This is a genomic window from Pseudoalteromonas sp. TB41 (assembly GCF_000497975.1).
Lineage (GTDB): Bacteria > Pseudomonadota > Gammaproteobacteria > Enterobacterales > Alteromonadaceae > Pseudoalteromonas > Pseudoalteromonas tetraodonis.
Map to the genome: position 1 here is coordinate 19,954 of NZ_AUTH01000023.1, position 17,698 is coordinate 37,651.

At 41.2% G+C, this 17,698-nt stretch carries 18 protein-coding genes and 1 riboswitch; of the genes, 7 read left to right on the plus strand and 11 right to left on the minus strand.

Annotated elements, in window-relative coordinates:
- Positions 1–151 precede the first annotated feature (151 nt).
- Positions 152–469, plus strand: coding sequence for a hypothetical protein (locus L641_RS0103890; RefSeq protein ID WP_016900062.1), 318 nt, complete (start codon positions 152–154; stop codon positions 467–469).
- Between the two features lie 151 nt (positions 470–620).
- On the opposite strand, the gene L641_RS0103895 is transcribed toward L641_RS0103890, so the two are convergent.
- The 4 genes from L641_RS0103895 to L641_RS0103910 all read right to left on the minus strand — a co-directional run bounded on the left by L641_RS0103895 (position 621) and on the right by L641_RS0103910 (position 3,835).
- Positions 621–1,358 carry a CBM9 family sugar-binding protein gene (locus L641_RS0103895; protein WP_024601188.1) on the minus strand — a complete coding sequence of 246 codons (738 nt, stop codon included), beginning with the start codon at positions 1,356–1,358 and terminating at the stop codon, positions 621–623.
- A gap of 79 nt (positions 1,359–1,437) precedes the next feature.
- A complete protein-coding gene (locus tag L641_RS0103900; RefSeq protein ID WP_016900061.1) occupies positions 1,438–1,863 on the minus strand; it encodes a BLUF domain-containing protein in 426 nt (141 codons plus the stop codon).
- A gap of 88 nt (positions 1,864–1,951) precedes the next feature.
- Positions 1,952–3,043, minus strand: coding sequence for an MBL fold metallo-hydrolase (locus L641_RS0103905; RefSeq protein WP_013463801.1), 1,092 nt, complete (start codon positions 3,041–3,043; stop codon positions 1,952–1,954).
- 138 nt (positions 3,044–3,181) lie between these two features.
- Positions 3,182–3,835, minus strand: coding sequence for a DUF2959 domain-containing protein (locus L641_RS0103910; protein ID WP_013463802.1), 654 nt, complete (start codon positions 3,833–3,835; stop codon positions 3,182–3,184).
- A gap of 86 nt (positions 3,836–3,921) precedes the next feature.
- On the opposite strand from L641_RS0103910, the gene L641_RS0103915 reads away from it, so the two are divergent.
- Together L641_RS0103915 and dtd are read left to right on the plus strand one after the other, a co-directional pair.
- Positions 3,922–4,803, plus strand: coding sequence for a virulence factor BrkB family protein (locus L641_RS0103915; protein ID WP_013463803.1), 882 nt, complete (start codon positions 3,922–3,924; stop codon positions 4,801–4,803).
- A complete protein-coding gene (dtd, locus tag L641_RS0103920; RefSeq protein ID WP_013463804.1) occupies positions 4,804–5,241 on the plus strand; it encodes a D-aminoacyl-tRNA deacylase in 438 nt (145 codons plus the stop codon).
- On the opposite strand, the gene L641_RS0103925 is transcribed toward dtd, so the two are convergent.
- Positions 5,238–5,984: a fused MFS/spermidine synthase gene (locus L641_RS0103925; protein WP_042849260.1), complete on the minus strand. Its 747-nt coding sequence runs from the start codon at positions 5,982–5,984 to the stop codon at positions 5,238–5,240. The genes dtd and L641_RS0103925 overlap by 4 nt on opposite strands.
- 122 nt (positions 5,985–6,106) lie before the next feature.
- Between L641_RS0103925 and L641_RS0103930 the strand changes: the two genes are divergently transcribed.
- On the plus strand, positions 6,107–7,000 hold the full coding sequence (locus L641_RS0103930; RefSeq protein WP_024601190.1) for a bifunctional GNAT family N-acetyltransferase/hotdog fold thioesterase: 894 nt from the start codon (positions 6,107–6,109) through the stop codon (positions 6,998–7,000).
- Between the two features lie 54 nt (positions 7,001–7,054).
- Here the strand turns inward: L641_RS0103930 and L641_RS0103935 are convergent, their stop codons facing one another.
- The 5 genes from L641_RS0103935 to dapA all read right to left on the minus strand — a co-directional run bounded on the left by L641_RS0103935 (position 7,055) and on the right by dapA (position 12,236).
- The gene (locus L641_RS0103935) at positions 7,055–8,086 is read right to left on the minus strand and encodes a phospholipase A (protein ID WP_024601191.1); all 1,032 of its coding nucleotides are present in this window, start codon (positions 8,084–8,086) and stop codon (positions 7,055–7,057) included.
- Between the two features lie 177 nt (positions 8,087–8,263).
- Positions 8,264–9,385: a succinylglutamate desuccinylase/aspartoacylase family protein gene (locus tag L641_RS0103940; protein ID WP_024601192.1), complete on the minus strand. Its 1,122-nt coding sequence runs from the start codon at positions 9,383–9,385 to the stop codon at positions 8,264–8,266.
- 5 nt (positions 9,386–9,390) lie between these two features.
- Positions 9,391–10,596, minus strand: a complete 1,206-nt coding sequence (locus tag L641_RS0103945) for a PLP-dependent decarboxylase (protein ID WP_024601193.1) — start codon at positions 10,594–10,596, stop codon at positions 9,391–9,393.
- On the minus strand, positions 10,596–11,336 hold the full coding sequence (locus L641_RS0103950; RefSeq protein WP_013463810.1) for a 2,3,4,5-tetrahydropyridine-2,6-dicarboxylate N-succinyltransferase: 741 nt from the start codon (positions 11,334–11,336) through the stop codon (positions 10,596–10,598). Before L641_RS0103950 ends, L641_RS0103945 begins: the two co-directional genes overlap by 1 nt.
- A 15-nt stretch (positions 11,337–11,351) precedes the next feature.
- The gene (gene dapA, locus L641_RS0103955; protein WP_024601194.1) at positions 11,352–12,236 is read right to left on the minus strand and encodes a 4-hydroxy-tetrahydrodipicolinate synthase; all 885 of its coding nucleotides are present in this window, start codon (positions 12,234–12,236) and stop codon (positions 11,352–11,354) included.
- 127 nt (positions 12,237–12,363) lie between these two features.
- Positions 12,364–12,543: riboswitch (Lysine riboswitch) on the minus strand.
- A gap of 187 nt (positions 12,544–12,730) precedes the next feature.
- On the opposite strand from dapA, the gene L641_RS0103960 reads away from it, so the two are divergent.
- From L641_RS0103960 to L641_RS0103970, 3 genes are all read left to right on the plus strand, one after another.
- Positions 12,731–13,429: a DNA-3-methyladenine glycosylase I gene (locus tag L641_RS0103960; RefSeq protein WP_013463812.1), complete on the plus strand. Its 699-nt coding sequence runs from the start codon at positions 12,731–12,733 to the stop codon at positions 13,427–13,429.
- An 8-nt stretch (positions 13,430–13,437) separates the two neighbouring features.
- Complete coding sequence (locus L641_RS0103965) at positions 13,438–14,847, plus strand: YdiU family protein (RefSeq protein ID WP_013463813.1); 1,410 nt, start codon at positions 13,438–13,440, stop codon at positions 14,845–14,847.
- Positions 14,848–15,167: 320 nt separating this feature from the next.
- Complete coding sequence (locus L641_RS0103970) at positions 15,168–16,232, plus strand: OmpA family protein (RefSeq protein WP_013463815.1); 1,065 nt, start codon at positions 15,168–15,170, stop codon at positions 16,230–16,232.
- 44 nt (positions 16,233–16,276) lie between these two features.
- Here the strand turns inward: L641_RS0103970 and L641_RS0103975 are convergent, their stop codons facing one another.
- Complete coding sequence (locus L641_RS0103975; protein ID WP_024601195.1) at positions 16,277–17,605, minus strand: IS4 family transposase; 1,329 nt, start codon at positions 17,603–17,605, stop codon at positions 16,277–16,279.
- Positions 17,606–17,698 lie beyond the last annotated feature (93 nt).

Below are 17,698 nucleotides of genomic sequence, written 5' to 3' on the forward strand. Positions count from 1 at the left end.
TTGTGGATAATAGTTAGCCAGAGAAGAGCGTAAGTCCACAGGTTAAAGCATCGCAGTTGGTTCGATACTGTTAAACAGTTTTTAATATTGAACCTAAAAGAGGTATTAAGTTATTATCAAAGCTATATTTACTATGTGCGTGTGAGCTAGTGTGAATACCGAAAATGAAATTATGGCAAAACTAGAGATAGAACATATTGCTGAACTGCAAAAATATAAAGATGAATTTGAAACGTTAGGAAAAAATGATTGGGGCTTGAAAGATCTCATATCAATCTTTTTACCCTTTATTTTGTTATCAATTGCTAATAGCTTCTATGATATTGAAACTGAAATATTTCAAATAATATGTTTTATTTTCCTTGCTTCAGCTGTGGTGCAGGGAATGATTAGGGAGCAGACCAAAAAAACAAATCGCAGAATTGATTTGCTTCTTAAAATTATTAATCATGAGCAAAAGGGTGGCTGAAATTAGCTTTATTAGGGCGCAGCGCTCTTTATATAAGGAAAAACGTGCTTGAGAATTAAATAATCTATATTGCAAAGTCTCTGTTTTTGTTAATAGGGTATTTTTGTTGGGTTTCGCTTAGCTCAACCCAACCTTCGTTATCAATTATTAGTTAGTGATTACTTACTTTCGGTAGCAAGGTGATTTTCCCAAATACATCTGCATCTATAAATCCACGGTTTCTGTCACCGTTCACTGGCTTTACTTCGTGTGAGCCCATAAAGTGCTCACGAACTTTACTGCCGTCGTTATCGCAATATGCGAGCATAAAGCCAATAACGTGTTTTTCAGTTAATTTAAGCGGAGTGTTTTGTGCGCCTTGTTGATAATCATTCGGGTAGAGTTTTATCGCCACTTCCCACGTGATGTTATAGGGCGCAGTGGTATTACGCTTCCAGTTACTAACTAAGTGGTCGGTATATAAATGCGCTTTTTTATCAGGGCCATAATCGGCTGCTTGGTTATCAAGACCAATGTGATAAGCAAACGCGGTATGATTAAACTGATGATTCCCGCCCGATGCGTCACTATCTATAAACACTTCTAAGGCATCATCATCCCAGTATTTATCAGTTGGATTTGGGTGAGTATCAATCAGCACATCGTCACTAATATCTGCTTGTAAATACAAGTAGTTTTCATCCCATAGAAGACGGTAGCGGCCTTTAAAATCGGCATCTGATGAGGGAAGTGCGCCATCCATTAGGTGCGGCATAGGATGCCATGTGGCGCTATCCCATGTACTTTCAGAGACACCATCAATAATAATAGCTGTTGATGTATAACTAACTTCAATAGCCATAAGTGGTTGGGTGAAAAGTAAACTAAAAGCGAGTAGTGTTTTTTTCATTAATAAGCTCATCAATTAAAGATGATTTAGCTTGGCTTAAATAGCAATTAAAAACAATCTCATAGTTGTATTTATTATATTAACTTATTGCCCCAGTTATGCTTGTTTTTAATGCCAACATTAATAAATGCGCGCTTTCACCCGACATTTTAAAAGGGTTAAAGTCAATGTTACCCGAGTATTTTAGATTAAGTAATTCGGTTAGCTGTGATTGCGGCACATAGCCCATTGACCATGTTTCAAACTCTCTTTCGGGAATTTGGGTATAGTTGAGCATAATTACATTGTGGTGGCGTTTGTCATTTAATATTTGTTGATAGGTATTATTAACAGCGGTTCTGGAGCCTTCAAGGCATTGTAAAAAGTACTCATTACTAAAACATAACATGCCGGTGACATTTGTTTTTACATTGTAGGTTCGCGCACTTTGTAAAATATTTTCTATATCTTCAGGCCCAAAACCACTACTTATTTTACTGGCGTAAATGAGTCGCACAAGAAACATAAAACCCCCTGACTGTTTAGTTAATTAAAGATAGTTCAGTGAGGGGGTTATTACTAATTATGTAAACGTATTTTGCGTAAATGACTAATTAAAGCTGGATGCTTTCACCTTCATTTAAAATATACAGAGGTATCTTCGAGTTCATTTTTTTATGCATATGCAATAAGCGCAGTAGTGCAGAGTGGCTGCTGTGATCGCCCATCTTCCAACTTGAGTTACCATAGCCCCACGGTATCATTACTTTACAGTTAAGCGCTTGTGCTGCGGTTAATGCATCCTCAGGAGTGGTATGTACATAACGGTACCAGTTGCCGTTCTCTTTATGGTAATAAGAGGCAATAGGCATTAAGCACACATCGATATCGCCATATTTTTGCTGTATATCGTTAAAGTGTTTTGAATAACCAGTGTCGCCTGCAAAAAATAAAGTGCTGCCACTTTGCTCAAGTAACCAGCCATTCCATAGGTCTTTATTGTTATCTTCATAAATAAAAGGCACTAAAACACGACTACTAAAATGATGCGCAGGTAGCGCATGAATGGTTAAATCATCAATTTTAGTTTTTGCATACCATGCCATTTCACTAATGTTAAAGCCACCTGTTGGAAAGTTATCAGCCATACCAAGGGGGGTTAGGTAGCGAGGCTGATTACCAATTTCTTCAATATCGGCTTTATTGAAATGATCGTAGTGAATGTGAGAATACATAACGGCGACTAAGTTTTTCAATTCATTGTCTGTGAGCCAGTCGCCAGGCTTGCGATAAAATCCTGAAGTAAGGCGAAAAGCTAAATCAATAGGCGAGTCAAATTGCTCTTTTACGGGATCAAACACAACTTGTTGGCCATTCGGGGTTTTGATCACAAAGCCTGCGTGTCCGAGCCAACGAATAGTAAAGCCCGCATTAACCTGCGGATTTTTTTGCTGACCTTGATATTGGCAGTTTTCAGCCTCTGTTTCACAAACTAAGTTATTGTTTTTTGGGTAGCAATCAGTTTCACAGCTAACAGGATAACTTTTTTTGCCTGGGTAGAGGTTGTGGTAGCGCCCAGCTTGCTCACCTTGTTGATGAAGTGGAATAACGGTATTAGGGCCAGCAATAACCTCAATATTATTCGCAGTGCTGCATGCAACGAGCACACTGGAGGCGATGATTAAGCTAAGTGTATGTATTTTCATAATTCATTTTTAGTTGTTATTTTTATCTTACTGAAAGTGTAACAAAAGCAGTTTGCTAAAAAAGGACAAAAAAGTAACAAAAAGTGTGTATAAAAAAGCCCGCTATTTTTAGCGGGCTCAGTTTAATAGGTTAAATATTTAGGATTTATTCATTTGCTCAATAAATTTATTTGAGTCTTCAATCGATTTGTTCATATCATTCATTAATAACTGAATATCGCGCTTTAAGTTAGTAAATTCACCTTTGATAGCCGCTACCGCTTGCGCATTTAAGTTATGCTTTAAGTACAATACGTTGTCTTTTAAAGATGATAATACCGGCTCCATTTTACTCTCGGCGCTGCGCATTGAGCGAAGTAACTGGTCGAATTGACGTTGTGTTGCTGCTAACTTTTTGCTGCTTTCACGCTTAAGTGAGGCACTTTTGTATTGCTCTAACTCATCATTCCACTCATCAAATAAAGCTTCTGCTACGTCTTCAACTTTATTAATATTACTTGATACTTCGTTTGCCGCTTGAAGGCTTGACTCGTAATCGTCATTAAGTTGATTGTAAGCATCTTGCAACTCACCGCCATCAAAATTAATGAGTGTAGTTAAACGCTCAAGTGCTGATTGAAATTCTTGTTGAGACTCTTGTTGTGAGTCTTTTGTTTCTTCAACGCGGTCAATCAAAATATCACGCTTATGAACACCTACTTTTTCCATTGCCGAATAATAAGCAGACTGACAACCAGAGAGCATCAGCATTAACGCAAGTATGGTTGTCCCTAAAAATGTTTGTTTTTTCATCTGAATTCCTATTTACGAGTGTTAATGCTGTAAATTATGGCCTTGATTGTTATTATAATCAAAAGCTCACCAACAAAGTTAATTGTATGAATGATAAGCTCTCCCATTATAAACAGCAAGTTAAGGCGTTTTTAAAACTGCAACCAGGCTGGTGGATGCAATATTTTAATCGCTGTATTGACGATCAAATAACCATTAATGCAGGGTATTTAGCGTACGTTACTTTACTTTCGTTAGTCCCACTTATTGCTGTAGGTGTGGCAATATTTTCTGCTTTTCCAGGATTTGAGTCGACCCGTTTAGCCATTGAGAGCTTTTTGTTTACTAACTTTGTGCCGACCTCTTCTGGTGTTATTAAAGAGCATATTAGCTCGTTTGCTAGTAATGCCAATCAAATGACGGCAGTAGGTATTGGCTTTTTAGCAGCCATTGCCTTGCTACTTATTCGTAATGTAGATGCCACGCTAAACCGTATTTGGCGAGTAAAGAAAAAACGCCCGATGATGATATCGTTTGCCGTATATTGGATGGTACTCAGCTTAGGGCCCGTATTACTGGGCGCCAGTATCGGTGTCACCTCATATATTGTGTCGTTGGTATCGTTTGCCGATCAGGGGATCCCAGGGTTTAGTGGCTTCTTGTTAAAGCTACTCCCTTATGCGATTTCTATGGCTGGTTTTATTATGCTTTACACCTTAGTGCCCAATACTCGCGTTTCGTTTAAGGCGGCCGTTCCCGGTGCGCTATTTGCTGCCATGTTATTTGAGCTAACCAAAAAAGGCTTTGCTTTGTACATTAGCCATTTTCCATCATACGAAGTGATTTATGGTGCGGTAGCAACCATTCCCATTTTGTTTGTATGGGTTTACTTGTCGTGGGTCGTGGTGCTACTAGGCGCTGAATTCACTGTGTGTATTAACATGCAGCATTACAATAAAAAAGATCAACAAGCAGAGGATACAGAGTAAATGCAGGGATTAATTCAACGAGTAACACATGCTAATGTGGTGATAGACCAACAGCTTGTCGGTGAAATTAAACAAGGCATTTTATTATTGCTGGGGGTGGAAAAAGAAGATGATGAAAGCAGCGCTGATAAACTATTACACAAAGTCACCAATTACCGTATTTTTAATGACGAAAACGATAAAATGAATCTCAGCCTTAAAGACATACAAGGCGAACTGTTAGTCGTATCGCAATTTACGCTCGCAGCCAATACAAAAAAAGGCATGCGGCCTAGCTTTTCATCGGCAGCTACACCAGACCAAGCGCAAGCGCTATATAATTACTTTGTAGAGCAGGCTAAATTACTCGGTATTAAGGTCGCGACCGGTGAATTTGCAGCCGATATGCAGGTGAGTTTATGTAACGATGGGCCGGTTACCTTTAATTTAACCGCTTAACGTGCTTTTTCTACAATCACAATATGATTAACAAAGCCGGTAATTTTTTGAATACTAATAGCCTTCCCAAATACAGTCAGTAGTACATGTTGTAACTGAGTGAGTTGTGATGAGTGCTGCGATAAAAAGTTAATAAATAAGATGCCCTGTTGATCAAGTGCATCATAAATTGTTTGATAAAAGCATGAATCAAATAAAAATCGCGGGGCGTCTAATTCACTAAATAAATCTAAAATGACCCAGTCCATATGCTCTGCTGATTTTAAAATTGTTTGCGCATCCTCGCAATGAATCTGTTGTTGTTCACTGGGGGCAAAAAATTGTTGATAACAGTCAATAATATGGGGGCTTTTCTCTACTGAAGTAACCTGCACTTGAGGATACTGTTCTAATAAGTAATTACGAATGGCACCGCCACCTAACCCCAGTTCGAGTACTTTTTTAGGCGCAGGTAGCTGTTGCCAAGCCGTTGCTAAATAAGCAAGGTGTGGAAACAGTAATGCATGTGGATGCGCTGTTAAAATAACAGACTGCAACGTGTTATTAATGAGTAGCCAGCGAAGTTGTTGATACTCTCTTACTTGTATGTGCTCACCATGCTGATTATGCCAATAAAGTAACTGGCCTAGCGATGAACTATGCTCAATAAAATGTTGGCTGATCAGGCCACTACTGCAATGGATATATTTATTCATGCTATTGAGCATAAACCAGCAGAGGTAAATCGCAACGGCTTTTGTCATTAATTTTTTACAGCTGTTTTCTCAGCACCAAAGTCTTATTTGCAGTTTTATCCAGATCGAGTATGGTGTTTTTCACAAAATGCACAGCGTAATATTTTACATTTTTAATTTATGGAGTATGTATGTTTCAAGTGAGCACCCCACAAAGTAGTGAAGACTGGCAAGCCTATTACCAATTACGCTGGCAGGTTTTACGTGCCCCATGGGGCGAACCTCGGGGCTCTGAGCAAGACGATTTAGAGCAAGAGGCTGAGCATCGCTTCATTAAAAATAAAGCGGGTGAAGTATTGGGTGTGGCTCGTTTGCACTTTAATAATCAGCAACAAGCTCAAGTACGTTATATGGCGGTTGCAGAGGGTAATCGTAATCAACATATTGGTAGCCGCTTGTTACATGAACTCGAAAAAATAGCGTGGAATCAAGATGCTGATGAGTTAGTGTTGTTTGCTCGCGAACGTGCACTGGAATTTTATCAGCGCCATGGCTATGAAAATAAAGAAAAAGCACATTTGGCTTATGGTGATGTACAGCATTATAAAATGGTTAAGCTCAAACCGAGTGAACCAGGTTGGTTTCGCCACCCAAATTGGACTCAAGTACTGCAAAACACATGGCGTGAATCAATCCCCATTAGTGATGCAATGGGAATAAAAGTTGAAAGTTACACAGATTGGCAATTTACTACTCGTGCAGATTTAAATGCTAACTTAAATTTACACAACACTATGTTTGCAGGCTCTATTTATAGCCTAGCTACATTAACGGGTTGGGGTGCAACGTATTTAGCATTAAAAGAAGCCGGGCTTGAAGGGAATATCGTGTTAGCAGATGCCAACATTAAGTATTTAAAGCCACTGAATACTGACCCTAAGGGCTGTGTGAATATTCAAACCTGTAAAGGGAACTTAAATGAGTTACAAGATGCGGGTAAAGCAAGTTACCTAGTGCCGGTAACCATTTTTGATAGTGACGAGGTGGTTGCTCAATTTGAAGGGCAGTTTGTGGTTAAAAAATAATAAGAATAAACGAAAAAGCCAAGCGAGTTGCTTGGCTTTTTTTTATAAGCATTTTTACAGTAAATCTGTCAGTAATATACCCACACCAAAGCGTTCAATATCGGTGTTATAGTCTATCAAGCTCTCGCCATAGCCATTAAAATATTGTGCGTAGCCGCGAACTCTTCCCCATAATGGGAATGACCAATCAAGCTGAATTGCCCCGCGGTTATCTGAATTTAAATTATTGCGAGTCATAAAACTAAATTCATGATCGTGAAAGCGATACGCGCCACCAAATTCAAAGTAACCCATGTATTTATAGATATCAGGGTTATCGTCACCTCGTGCATCTAACGGCGCAGGCTTTTTGTTTTCAGGAATGCGATACCAAGGTTTAAAGCTAAATACAAAGCCGTCTTTTTCCCAAATGAAATCGGCATAAATGCGATTCCAAGAACGCGAGTTTGGCTGACTACGACCATTAGATTGGTGCGAAATACCAATGGCTATTGCCATTTCATCGCCCCATAAAACGTTTTCAGGATCTAAGTAATTAATCCAAAATACTTCTGGCTCGTAGTTGGTTTCACGAAAAGGGGAAGAAATATCGTCGTTATATACTTGCCAGTATGACTGCAAAGTAAAGCCAAAAAATATCGCCTGGTCTGAGTCAGCAAACTCATCATACAAAGGCACTTTAATTGATAGCTGATATTTAGCTTCTAGGTTATCAAGTGGGTCGCCATCTTTTTTATCGGTTAACTCTGCAAATCCATCAAACGGGCGAGTGTTTGGGTTCGACATATAAGAAACAGGTAAAATATAATTACGTTTATGCGGGGTAATTACATTACGATTTTTTTTACCAACCGCCTCACGGGCTTGGCGTTTGTCGATAGCCGTTAGCTGCTTGCTTTCTTCAACGGCAGAACACTTTTTACGTAATTGATCGAGGGTTTGCTTACCGTCTCCACCGATCACTTCATTTAAAATACATTGCTTTACCAGCTCAAGTTCATTGTTTTGCTCGTTATTCGCTGTTTCTTCAGCGACAACGGTTGTGCTGAGTAATGTAGAAAGTAGTATCCAATGGCGCCAACTCATTATAATTCCTTTGTAAGTGAGGGAAGTCAGTATTTTGCTAATTATAGCGCCTTTTTAACACATAAACGGTGAATTTTTCCTGAATTTTAATACTTTAAAAAGAAAAGCGACCTAAGTCGCTTTTACTGTGTAACTAGTTGTTTACTAGCTAACTCTCACGCAATGAGAAGGGGTGAGCTAAAGCTCAAAGACGTTAGTAAAAAATTTATACAGCTCGGTACCTTGATTCACACTCGCTGAGGCAAAATGCAATATCGCAATTGCATCGAGATCAAAGCTTAGAGTTTGCAGCGGTTGTTCGCTTAAATAGCGCTCCATGCGCAGTATTTTAGCAATGGGTTCTCCAGCTTTAACATGCCCGCCAAGAGGTGCTAGGTATTCGACCATGCCACCCATGGGGGCGTAATAAGCAATATAATCATTTAGTTGGCAGCCATATCTTGTCATCAATTTTGGCTTGTAGGGGGCATCAACAAATACTTGCTTATGATTTAAATAACTTAAAATACTATTGGCATCGTCTAGTGCCGCGCTTAAATCGATTTTTTCTTGGCTGCCAAGCTCTACCGTAAAGGCTTCAACTTGCACGTTAAATTCACGCCCTTGCTGAGCAAGTTGCTCACTAAGCTGCCACCATGGACAAAAGCTTGCTTCATCCATTGCGCCATCAAAGGCATTAGGAATAACCAGCACATGGGGAATATTAAAGTAACGCGCGCTATCGGTCGCATACTCAGGGCAATATAAGTGCTGACTAGAAATAGGGCCGGTGTGTAAATCTAAAACTATATCTGCTTGATGCGCCAATTTTTGTAAGTTTAGCGCAATCCGTTTCCCCGTTGTTAAACGATAATCAGGGCCGTTGAGTTGTTGCTCAACGTCATTAATTAACGCGGCTTTAAAGGCTGTTTTCAGAATCTTATCATCGGCATCGCTGAACTGCTGTGCAAACTGGGTCGCCAGTTTATTATTGCAGTGATACATGCGATTCCAATTAGTCCCCGTAATGGGATCGAATCGGCCAAGGGTAAATTCCCCCGACTTTTGATTACAGCCAATGGGGTTAGCGTAAGGAACTAAGGTAATATCACCTTTTAAATTAAGTGTTTTTAGTTGCTCAAGTAATTGGTAAATTACCGCGTTGCCTTGCACTTCTGCGCCATGCATATTTGCTTGTACATACACACTTGGGCCGGTGCCATCGCCTTTTAAACGATACACAGGAATAGTCAGTGGTAGTCCGTTTGCGACTTCGCCAACTACAATGTTTTCTTGGCTTATAGCTATGGTGTTATTCATCTTTTTTATCTCAAGTAGTGGCTTGCATCTTCTGCTTGTCGCACGCAACTCAATACGCCATTGTGGATAACATATTCACCGGCCAGCTCATGGCATAAAAAGTACGGCATACTTTCGGTAAAACCGTAGGCACCGCATTGACTAAATACTAGCCAGTCTTGCTCATTTAAATCACTGGGTAATTGGTGCTCTCCTAAGCAATCAAGTGCAGTACATAAGGGGCCGTATAGGCTCATTGCTTGATTTGCTGCGTTTGAATCTCGTAATAAACGCGCAGGGAAATCTTGACTGGTGACCGCAGGGCGCAATAAATGATTAATGCCGCCGCTCATAATCACCTGTTGTTGGCCGTAATTTAGTTTACGCTCAACAACAGGTGTGGCGTAGTGGCCGCATTCGCCTACAGCGTAGCGACCTAGTTCCATCCATAGCTCAGTAACCCCCGCATCGCATTTAATTTTTGCAAGCGCCTCTATGAGTGCATCCCAACTTAGAGTGGGCGTATCAAGCGTATAGGGAATACCTAAACCACCACCTAAATCCAGCACCTTGAGGTTAATATTTAAATCCTCAGCAAGTTGCCTTAACGGCGTAATCATTTGTGTCCACAGCTCAGCGAGTTTGTCGCTGCTAAGCATGTTGCCCCACTGAAAAATATGCAGACCGTCAAAATTAAGTGCACAGTAGTCACTGGTATTTAGCGCCTGCCACTCGTCGCACCCTAAGCCAAATGGAGTAAGACTATCGCCCCCTAGCGGGTTTTTATCACCCTCGGGCCAGCGTAATTGTACCCTTAATAAAACCTGCAACTGGCACTGCTGAGCAATCGCTTGTTCGTTGAGCCAACGTACCTGATTGAGACTTTCGGCCACAAAGGTACGCACGCCACGCGCAATAAAGTGCTTAATTTGTTTAGGGCTTTTTGCAGGCCCCGTGTTGAGCACGCGTTCACTGTTAATTCCTTGAGCAAGGACTTGCTCAAGCTCGCCTTTACTGGCGACATCAAAGTTAAAACCAGCGTTATTTAAGCGTTGGATCACGCTAGATAACGGGTTCGCTTTAACTGCATACCAGAGTTTTACCTCGGTTTGTGCCACTAAACGCGTTAAATGTGTGTTTAGTGAATCAAGATCATAAACAAAAAAGGGCGTATCAAGCTCAGTTGCTAGCTTATCAATAGCGGTTTTAACGGGCGTGCTCAAAAAGGTCATTAACGTAAAACCTCTTCAAGCAATAATGACGCATCACTTTGCTCGTCACGGTATTTAACAATTAACGCACACGACATGCTTAAGCCTTGCTCGCGCGCCCAATCGTTTGACGCAGGGCGAGATCCAGGGATCACAATCGCGTATTCAGGGATTGCTTCGCCTTTATCAAGCTGGCGCTCATTTACGCAGTCATAAACAGGGATGGTTGCAGATAAGCGAACACCTGGGGCAAGTACCGCGCCTTTTTTAACTACCACGCCTTCAACAATCACACAGCCTGCACCAATGAATGCATCGTCTTCTATGACCACAGGGCTGGCACCAATGGGCTCAAGTACTCCGCCTAATTGTACCGCTGCGCTTAAATGCACATTTTTACCTACTTGAGCACACGACCCTACGAGCGCGTGGCTATCTACCATAGTGCCCTCGTCAATAAATGCACCAATATTTACGTACGCAGGTGGCATAATAATAGTGCCTTTGGCAACATGTGCACCACGGCGCACACTTGAACCACCGGGTACCATGCGAACGCCTGCTGTGGCTTCAAAGCTTTGCGGCGCTAAGTTATGTTTATCAACAAAACCGCCAGCAAACTCGGTGTTTTGACCGTTTTTAAAGGCTTCTAAAATGCCTTGCTTTACTTCTACGTTAGCGTGCCATTGGCCGTTTTCGTCTTGTGTTGCTGCGCGAACCGCGCCCGTTTCTAAATTATTTAATAGTTCTAACCAGTTCATTATAAAAACCTGTATTTAATGCCAAGATAAAATGGTGTTGTTTGCCGATGAAATGTCATCTGTGTGTGTCAGCTCAAGGTGTGTTAAAGGTGGGCGTAAATACGGACTGCCAATACGCCCTTGTAAATGCATTAACACTTTGACTGGGATAGGGTTGGCTACTGAAAATAAGCTATTGATAGCACTAGACCACTGGACAAAAAGATTAGGGTGTTGGCCGCTTAAACTGCGCTTTACAAACTCATGGGTTTGCACTGGCCATGCATTGGCTGCAACCGACACTAAACCTTTTGCACCTGCTTGGGCAAAATAAGGCATGAGGGCATCGTCACCACTAAAAATGGCTAGTTCAGGCGCTGCTTGTCGATAGGCTTCAAATTGAGAGATAGAGCCACTGGCTTCTTTCAGTGCCCATAAATTTTTATGTTGTTTGAGGTTTTCAATGGTTGCAATGGGAATGCTAACCGCACTACGTCCTGGTACGTTATAAAGCATACAAGGATGAGAACTGGCATTGAGTAAGCTTTCAAACCAATGCGTTTGCCCCACTGCACCGGGTTTGGCATACAAAGGCGAGCCGAGTAAAAAACCATGGATAGGCAGCTGGTTGCAGTAATTAACCCATTCAAGCTGTTGCTTTAAGTTACTACCGCCTACCGTAACCATAAGGGGGACGCTCGGCTGTAATTGGCAGACATGCTCTACGATGGCTTGCTGTTCTTTGAGGGTAAGGGCTAACCCTTCGCCGGTGCTACCTAGCAGTAAAATGCCATTGTTAGCGGCTTCTTGTTCGGCCACCAAGGTGTCTAAGGTTGCGTAATCAACTAGGCCATTTTGATCAAATGGGGTGATCAGCGCAGTCCATAAATGGAAATTGTTAATATTGAAGTTGTTGATCATCTCTCACGAACTTATAGGGCATTCGTCGAGTTTTTGGCGGGTATTTAGGATGCCTGACTCTTTGAATGTGTTTATAATTCGAAGAGCGAATGGGCTTAAATAATAGGGCGCACGGCCTTATTATACTAAGACCAGAAGCTCTCCACCAAATATGTTATTGGTGACAGTCGCTAGGATTCAGCCTAGTCGCCCGAAGCAACCTTTCACAAAAAAGTGTTACCTCTCGGCGTTAATTCCCCTCACGTATGCTCAATGGAGTTTGCGCTCCTAACATACGCTACCTGAATAACGCACCTCTTCCAGCCCTTTGCACTTGCTATTGAAAAATCAATCAGCAAATACAATGTAATAGGGTAAGTGTGGCGATTAAACCACTTTAGCCGTCTAGGTGTCAAGTGACTAAATATAGATAGATTCATCCTGATTGACAGTTATTACGTATTAGCTGCTTTTCTCGTACACTAGTACTATTGTCGAAGTAAGGTATTAAGCAGATGGAAAAATTTAGTGATATTTATAAGCGAGCGGTAGAGCGAAAGGGCTCTGAAAAAATGCTTAAGTTGTTACTCGCAAAACCTTTATCAACAAAGCAACTCGTCACATTAAGTGATGATGATTGGCTAGAAGAATTTACTCGGAAAGTTTTTCAAAGTGGTTTTTATTGGTCGGTGATCAACAGTAAGTGGGCCGGATTTAGAGAGGTTTTCTGGGATTTCAATGTTGAAAAACTATTGATGATGCCACCGGATATGCTTGAGCAAAAAGCCAGTGATGAGCGGATTGTACGCAACTATAAAAAAGTAAAAACTATTACTGAAAATGCGTATATGATCCACGAAGTTGCAGAGCAATACGGCAGCTTTAGTGAGTTTATTGCTAACTGGCCAAGTGAAGATATTATTGGCTTGTGGGCGTATTTAAAAAAGCATGGTGCAAGGCTTGGTGGTAATACCGGCCCTTATGCGCTGCGCGCCTTAGGAAAAGATACTTTTTTACTTTCAAGAGACGTAGAAAGCTATTTGCGTGCCCATAAAATTATAGATGGCGGATTACAAACTAAAAAGTCACTAAGTGCGGCGCAGGCATTCTTTAATGAACTGCAGCAGCAAAGCGGCTTAAGCATGCAAGAGCTAAGCTTAATTGTCGCTTATGGTGTCGGTGACAATCGCGTAGGTATCAGCCAAAAACAATAGGATTAAACATGAAATTAGTGCCAAGGTATACCGACATTGGTGAGGGGTTTGCAATTAGCGATCATCCAGCCAAGGTGACAGCGCCACAGTTATTGTTATGGAATGAGCCCCTAGCTAAGCAATTTAATATACAGGTGAGTGCCGATTCTCGAGCAAATATATTTAGCGGTAATGAACCCCAAGCGATTTCTGCGGTGGCACTGGGATATTCTGGTCATCAGTTTGGTCACTTTTCACCGCGACTAGGGGATGGTAGGGCACATTTGCTCGGTGCGATTAGCGATGATAAAAATCAGCTTTGGGATCTGCAATTAAAAGGCGCTGGTGCTACGCCATTTTCGCGCGGAGGCGATGGCCGCTGTGCATTAGGTCCAGCTATTCGTGAGTACGTAATGAGCGAAGCTATGCACGCGCTTGGCATTCCAACAACGCGTTGTTTAGCCGTGGTTGGCAGTGGCGAAACCGTTTATCGCAACCCACCTCAACCAGGTGCTATTGTAACCCGACTCGCCAGCAGTCATATTCGGGTGGGCTCGTTTCAATATTTAGCCACTCAAGGTGACGTTACTAGCCTAAAAAACTTAGCCGACTTAGCCATTCAAAGACACTATCCCGAGATTAACAGCACTGGCGCTCAGCGTTATTTAGATTTTTTAGCCGCAGTGATAACCAATCAAGTTAACTTAGTCGTAAGTTGGATGAGGGTGGGGTTTATTCATGGGGTAATGAATACCGACAACACCTTAATTAGTGGTGAAACCATAGATTACGGTCCATGTGCCATGATGAACCAGTTTGATTTTGATACCGTGTTTAGCTCTATTGATAAACAAGGGCGTTATGCGTTTGGTAATCAGCCAAACATGGCAAGTTGGAACTGTGCCCGCTTAGCAGAGAGTCTAATAGCGCTGATCAGTGACGATGACGAGCAAGCGGTGGCAATGATGACGCCTTTAATTGAGGGCTTTTCAACGCAATTTAATCAGCAATTTAGCGCTATGTGGGCACAAAAGTTAGGGCTAACAATAGCTGATGATAAAGATAATGAGCTGGTGGGGGAGTTACTAGGGTTATTAAAACAACACCAGCTTGATTATACCAATACTTTTAATGCACTCACTGAGTCGTTAAATGGGCAAGCTGAAATACCATTAGCACTTACCTCTTGGGCACAGCAATGGCAAACACGAACTAATGAGCACAGCTATCAAGTGATGCGACAAGCCAATCCGAGCGTGATCCCACGTAACCATATTATTGAAGATATTATTACGCAGTACACTACGCATGGGGATAGTGAGCTACTCAGTCGTTTTAGCAAAGTGATGTCGAGCCCTTACACAAGCCATGCGCAGGCCACTGAGTTTCAAACGCCGCCCGAAGATGATAAGAATTATCGTACTTTTTGCGGTACTTAAGTATGGTTTATTGCATTTTAAAATGAATATAAAAGGTCATTTTTTACCCCAGCGACGTTCATTCATAGAGCAAACTATGAACGGGTGATACCATAACTCCATAAAAGCCAGTGATCGTGTGGGGTTTAAAGCGATTGTTTGCTTTTTGAGCTAGCCTGTGTTCATCGACATTTTTTATGAGCTAGTTTTATTATCCTAGATATTGAAAAAATATATTTGCGTTAAGTATTGATTAACAAAGACTCAGTTACTGTATAGGTAAGTTAGAAGAGCTAGCAATGCTTAGCTACATTTTTAGTTGTTAAAATGGGAAGAAAACAATGAAATTAAAATCACTTACAATGGCTATTGCGTTAGCTGCAACTAGCGCATCTACTTTCGCAGCCGAGCAAGAAGGCTTTTACATCGGTGCATTCGGCGATTATTACGATGCTTCGTGGAAAAACATGCGTGAGCAAGCTGGCCTTGACGTTAATGAGTCAACAGGCTGGGGTGCTGAATTAGGCTACCGCTTTAATGATTACTGGAGTGCGCGTTTAGAGTACGCAGACCTAGACTTTAATGCTCACGACAAAGTATTGAATAACCGCAACGATATTGACGGCGAACGTTACGGTATCGATGCACTTTACCACTTTGGTGGCGGTCCTTTCTACGGTTTATTTGGTCTGAAAGATATTGATGTTGTTGATGACAACACGTTTGTAAACGCAGGTGTAGGTTACCGACACTTTGTTACAGACAACTTTTTTGTTAATGCTGAAACCAGTGTTTACCAAGGTTTAGACAAAGGCTACACAGATGTTGGCGCTAAATTAGGTATAAACTACTTCTTTGGTCAAAAATCGGCGCCAGTAGCACCGGTTGAGCCTGCACCACAGCCAGAGCCAGAAATTGTTCCTGTGCCGGTAGCACTTGCTGATACAGATAAAGACAGCATTCCTGATGTAGATGATAAATGTGCCAATACACCTATGACAGATGCTGTTGGTAGCGATGGTTGTACACTTTATGAAGATACTGAAGTAACAGTAAGCTTGTTAGTAACATTCCCTAACAATGACTCGTCAGTTTCACAGCAGTACTTAAATGATATTGATGAAGTAGCGACTTTCTTAAAAGAGTACCCAGATACAACAGTGCTTCTTGAAGGTCATACGTCTGCAGTAGGTAAAGCGTCTTACAATAAATGGTTATCTAAAAAACGTGCTGATGCAGTAGCTAAAAAGCTAATTGCTGATGGTATTGCAGAAGATCGCATTACAACGGCAGGTTTAGGTGAAGAACGCCTTAAAAATGAAGCGAATACGGCAAAAGCGCATGCTGAAAACCGCCGCGTTGAAGCACACGTAAAATCTATTAAACGTGTAAAAGTATTACGTTAATAGCCTCATTATTGAGTAAAAACCCAGCTTAGGCTTAATGCCAGTCAGTTAAGAACTGACTGGCATTTTCTTTTATAGGGGTACTTATTCGGCTTCTTTCTTATCACCCTTGGATAATGCCTATCTGGTAATCTATCGGGTAAAATAAACAATCTAAGTGTTGTCAGTAACTCATCGTAATGAATAGGCAACTTACTTGCACTATGTATTGGCGTAAACATAAAGAAAGCGATAACCTGTCGCATAGATTGGCTAAAGCTTAGCTGTGTAGGCAAAATATCCTCATCTTTAGTTGCATCAAGCATGATGATACGTATTAAATTGTAAGCGAGTAATAACCCCCATAACTCTTGACGTACCATGTCTGGTTTCTTACTACGTAACGTGTGTTTGCTATGATTCAATCCCTGCTTTATTTCTCTAAACGCCAGCTCAATTTCCCAGCGTTGAGTATAAACCTCTGTTAATTCTTCATATGGAAATCGTAAAGGGTCAATGAGAGAGCTGAGTACACGATAGCTTTTTCCATCCACTTTATAGGTGGTTAATCTTGCCATCATGGTCTCTGGTAATGACTCAAATTTCTTTCTGGCTTGAGGACTTGTGGACAAAATCACTATTTTATCATTGTCATTTATACTATGTTCAACTTGATACTGTAAATCCTTCCTCGCGGGTAACATCCAGTGAGTGTTATCTCCTTGGTTTTGCCATTGATACAACAGTCCTAATGAGTAATAGCCGCGGTCAAACAAGGTAAGAGAATTATCTGGTACGGCTGGTAATAGTCGTTGAGCTAAGCTCATTTCACCTATGCGACGGGAGTCAAAGCTGCTATCTAACAGTAAATGGCTAGATACTTCCATAAGGCTACACATTCGTACTTGTGGGTAGCTTACTTCTCCATGTTGATTACTGTCACTGCCAAATGCTTCTCTGTTTTCTTGATTATCATGAGTTCGAAAACTAACGCCATCTACAGCGAGTAAATTAAGTCCGCACCATTGTTCAAAAGACTGGGTGGAAAAGGTTTTGTGTGCAAGTAATTGAAATGTATGTTGGACTGACTCATAGCCTAACCTTTGCCGACCTTGAACTAGCGCACTTGGCGCTACTAGTTTGTTTTTTCCGGGTAAAGAGATGTCGAGTCTATTAGCGATATCCCAAACGGTTTCGTTTCGGAATAAACTCATTCCAATTACAGACCACATAACAGCTTCTAGCGGTAATCGCCTTTTACGCACAGTAGCAACACCTGCATGTTTAAATGCTTGCTCAAGAATATCAGGGTCAAGAACCTGTTTAAGTTTATCTAGTGTATGTACATCATTTAAAAATGAAGACATGTTATCGAAGTGCTGAATGAGAGACATAAAAAAATCCGATATTATTTCTAATATCGGATTTTGAAGCCATGGAAAGATCAGTCAAGTGATCATAAAAATATTCTTAACTGATCTGCATTA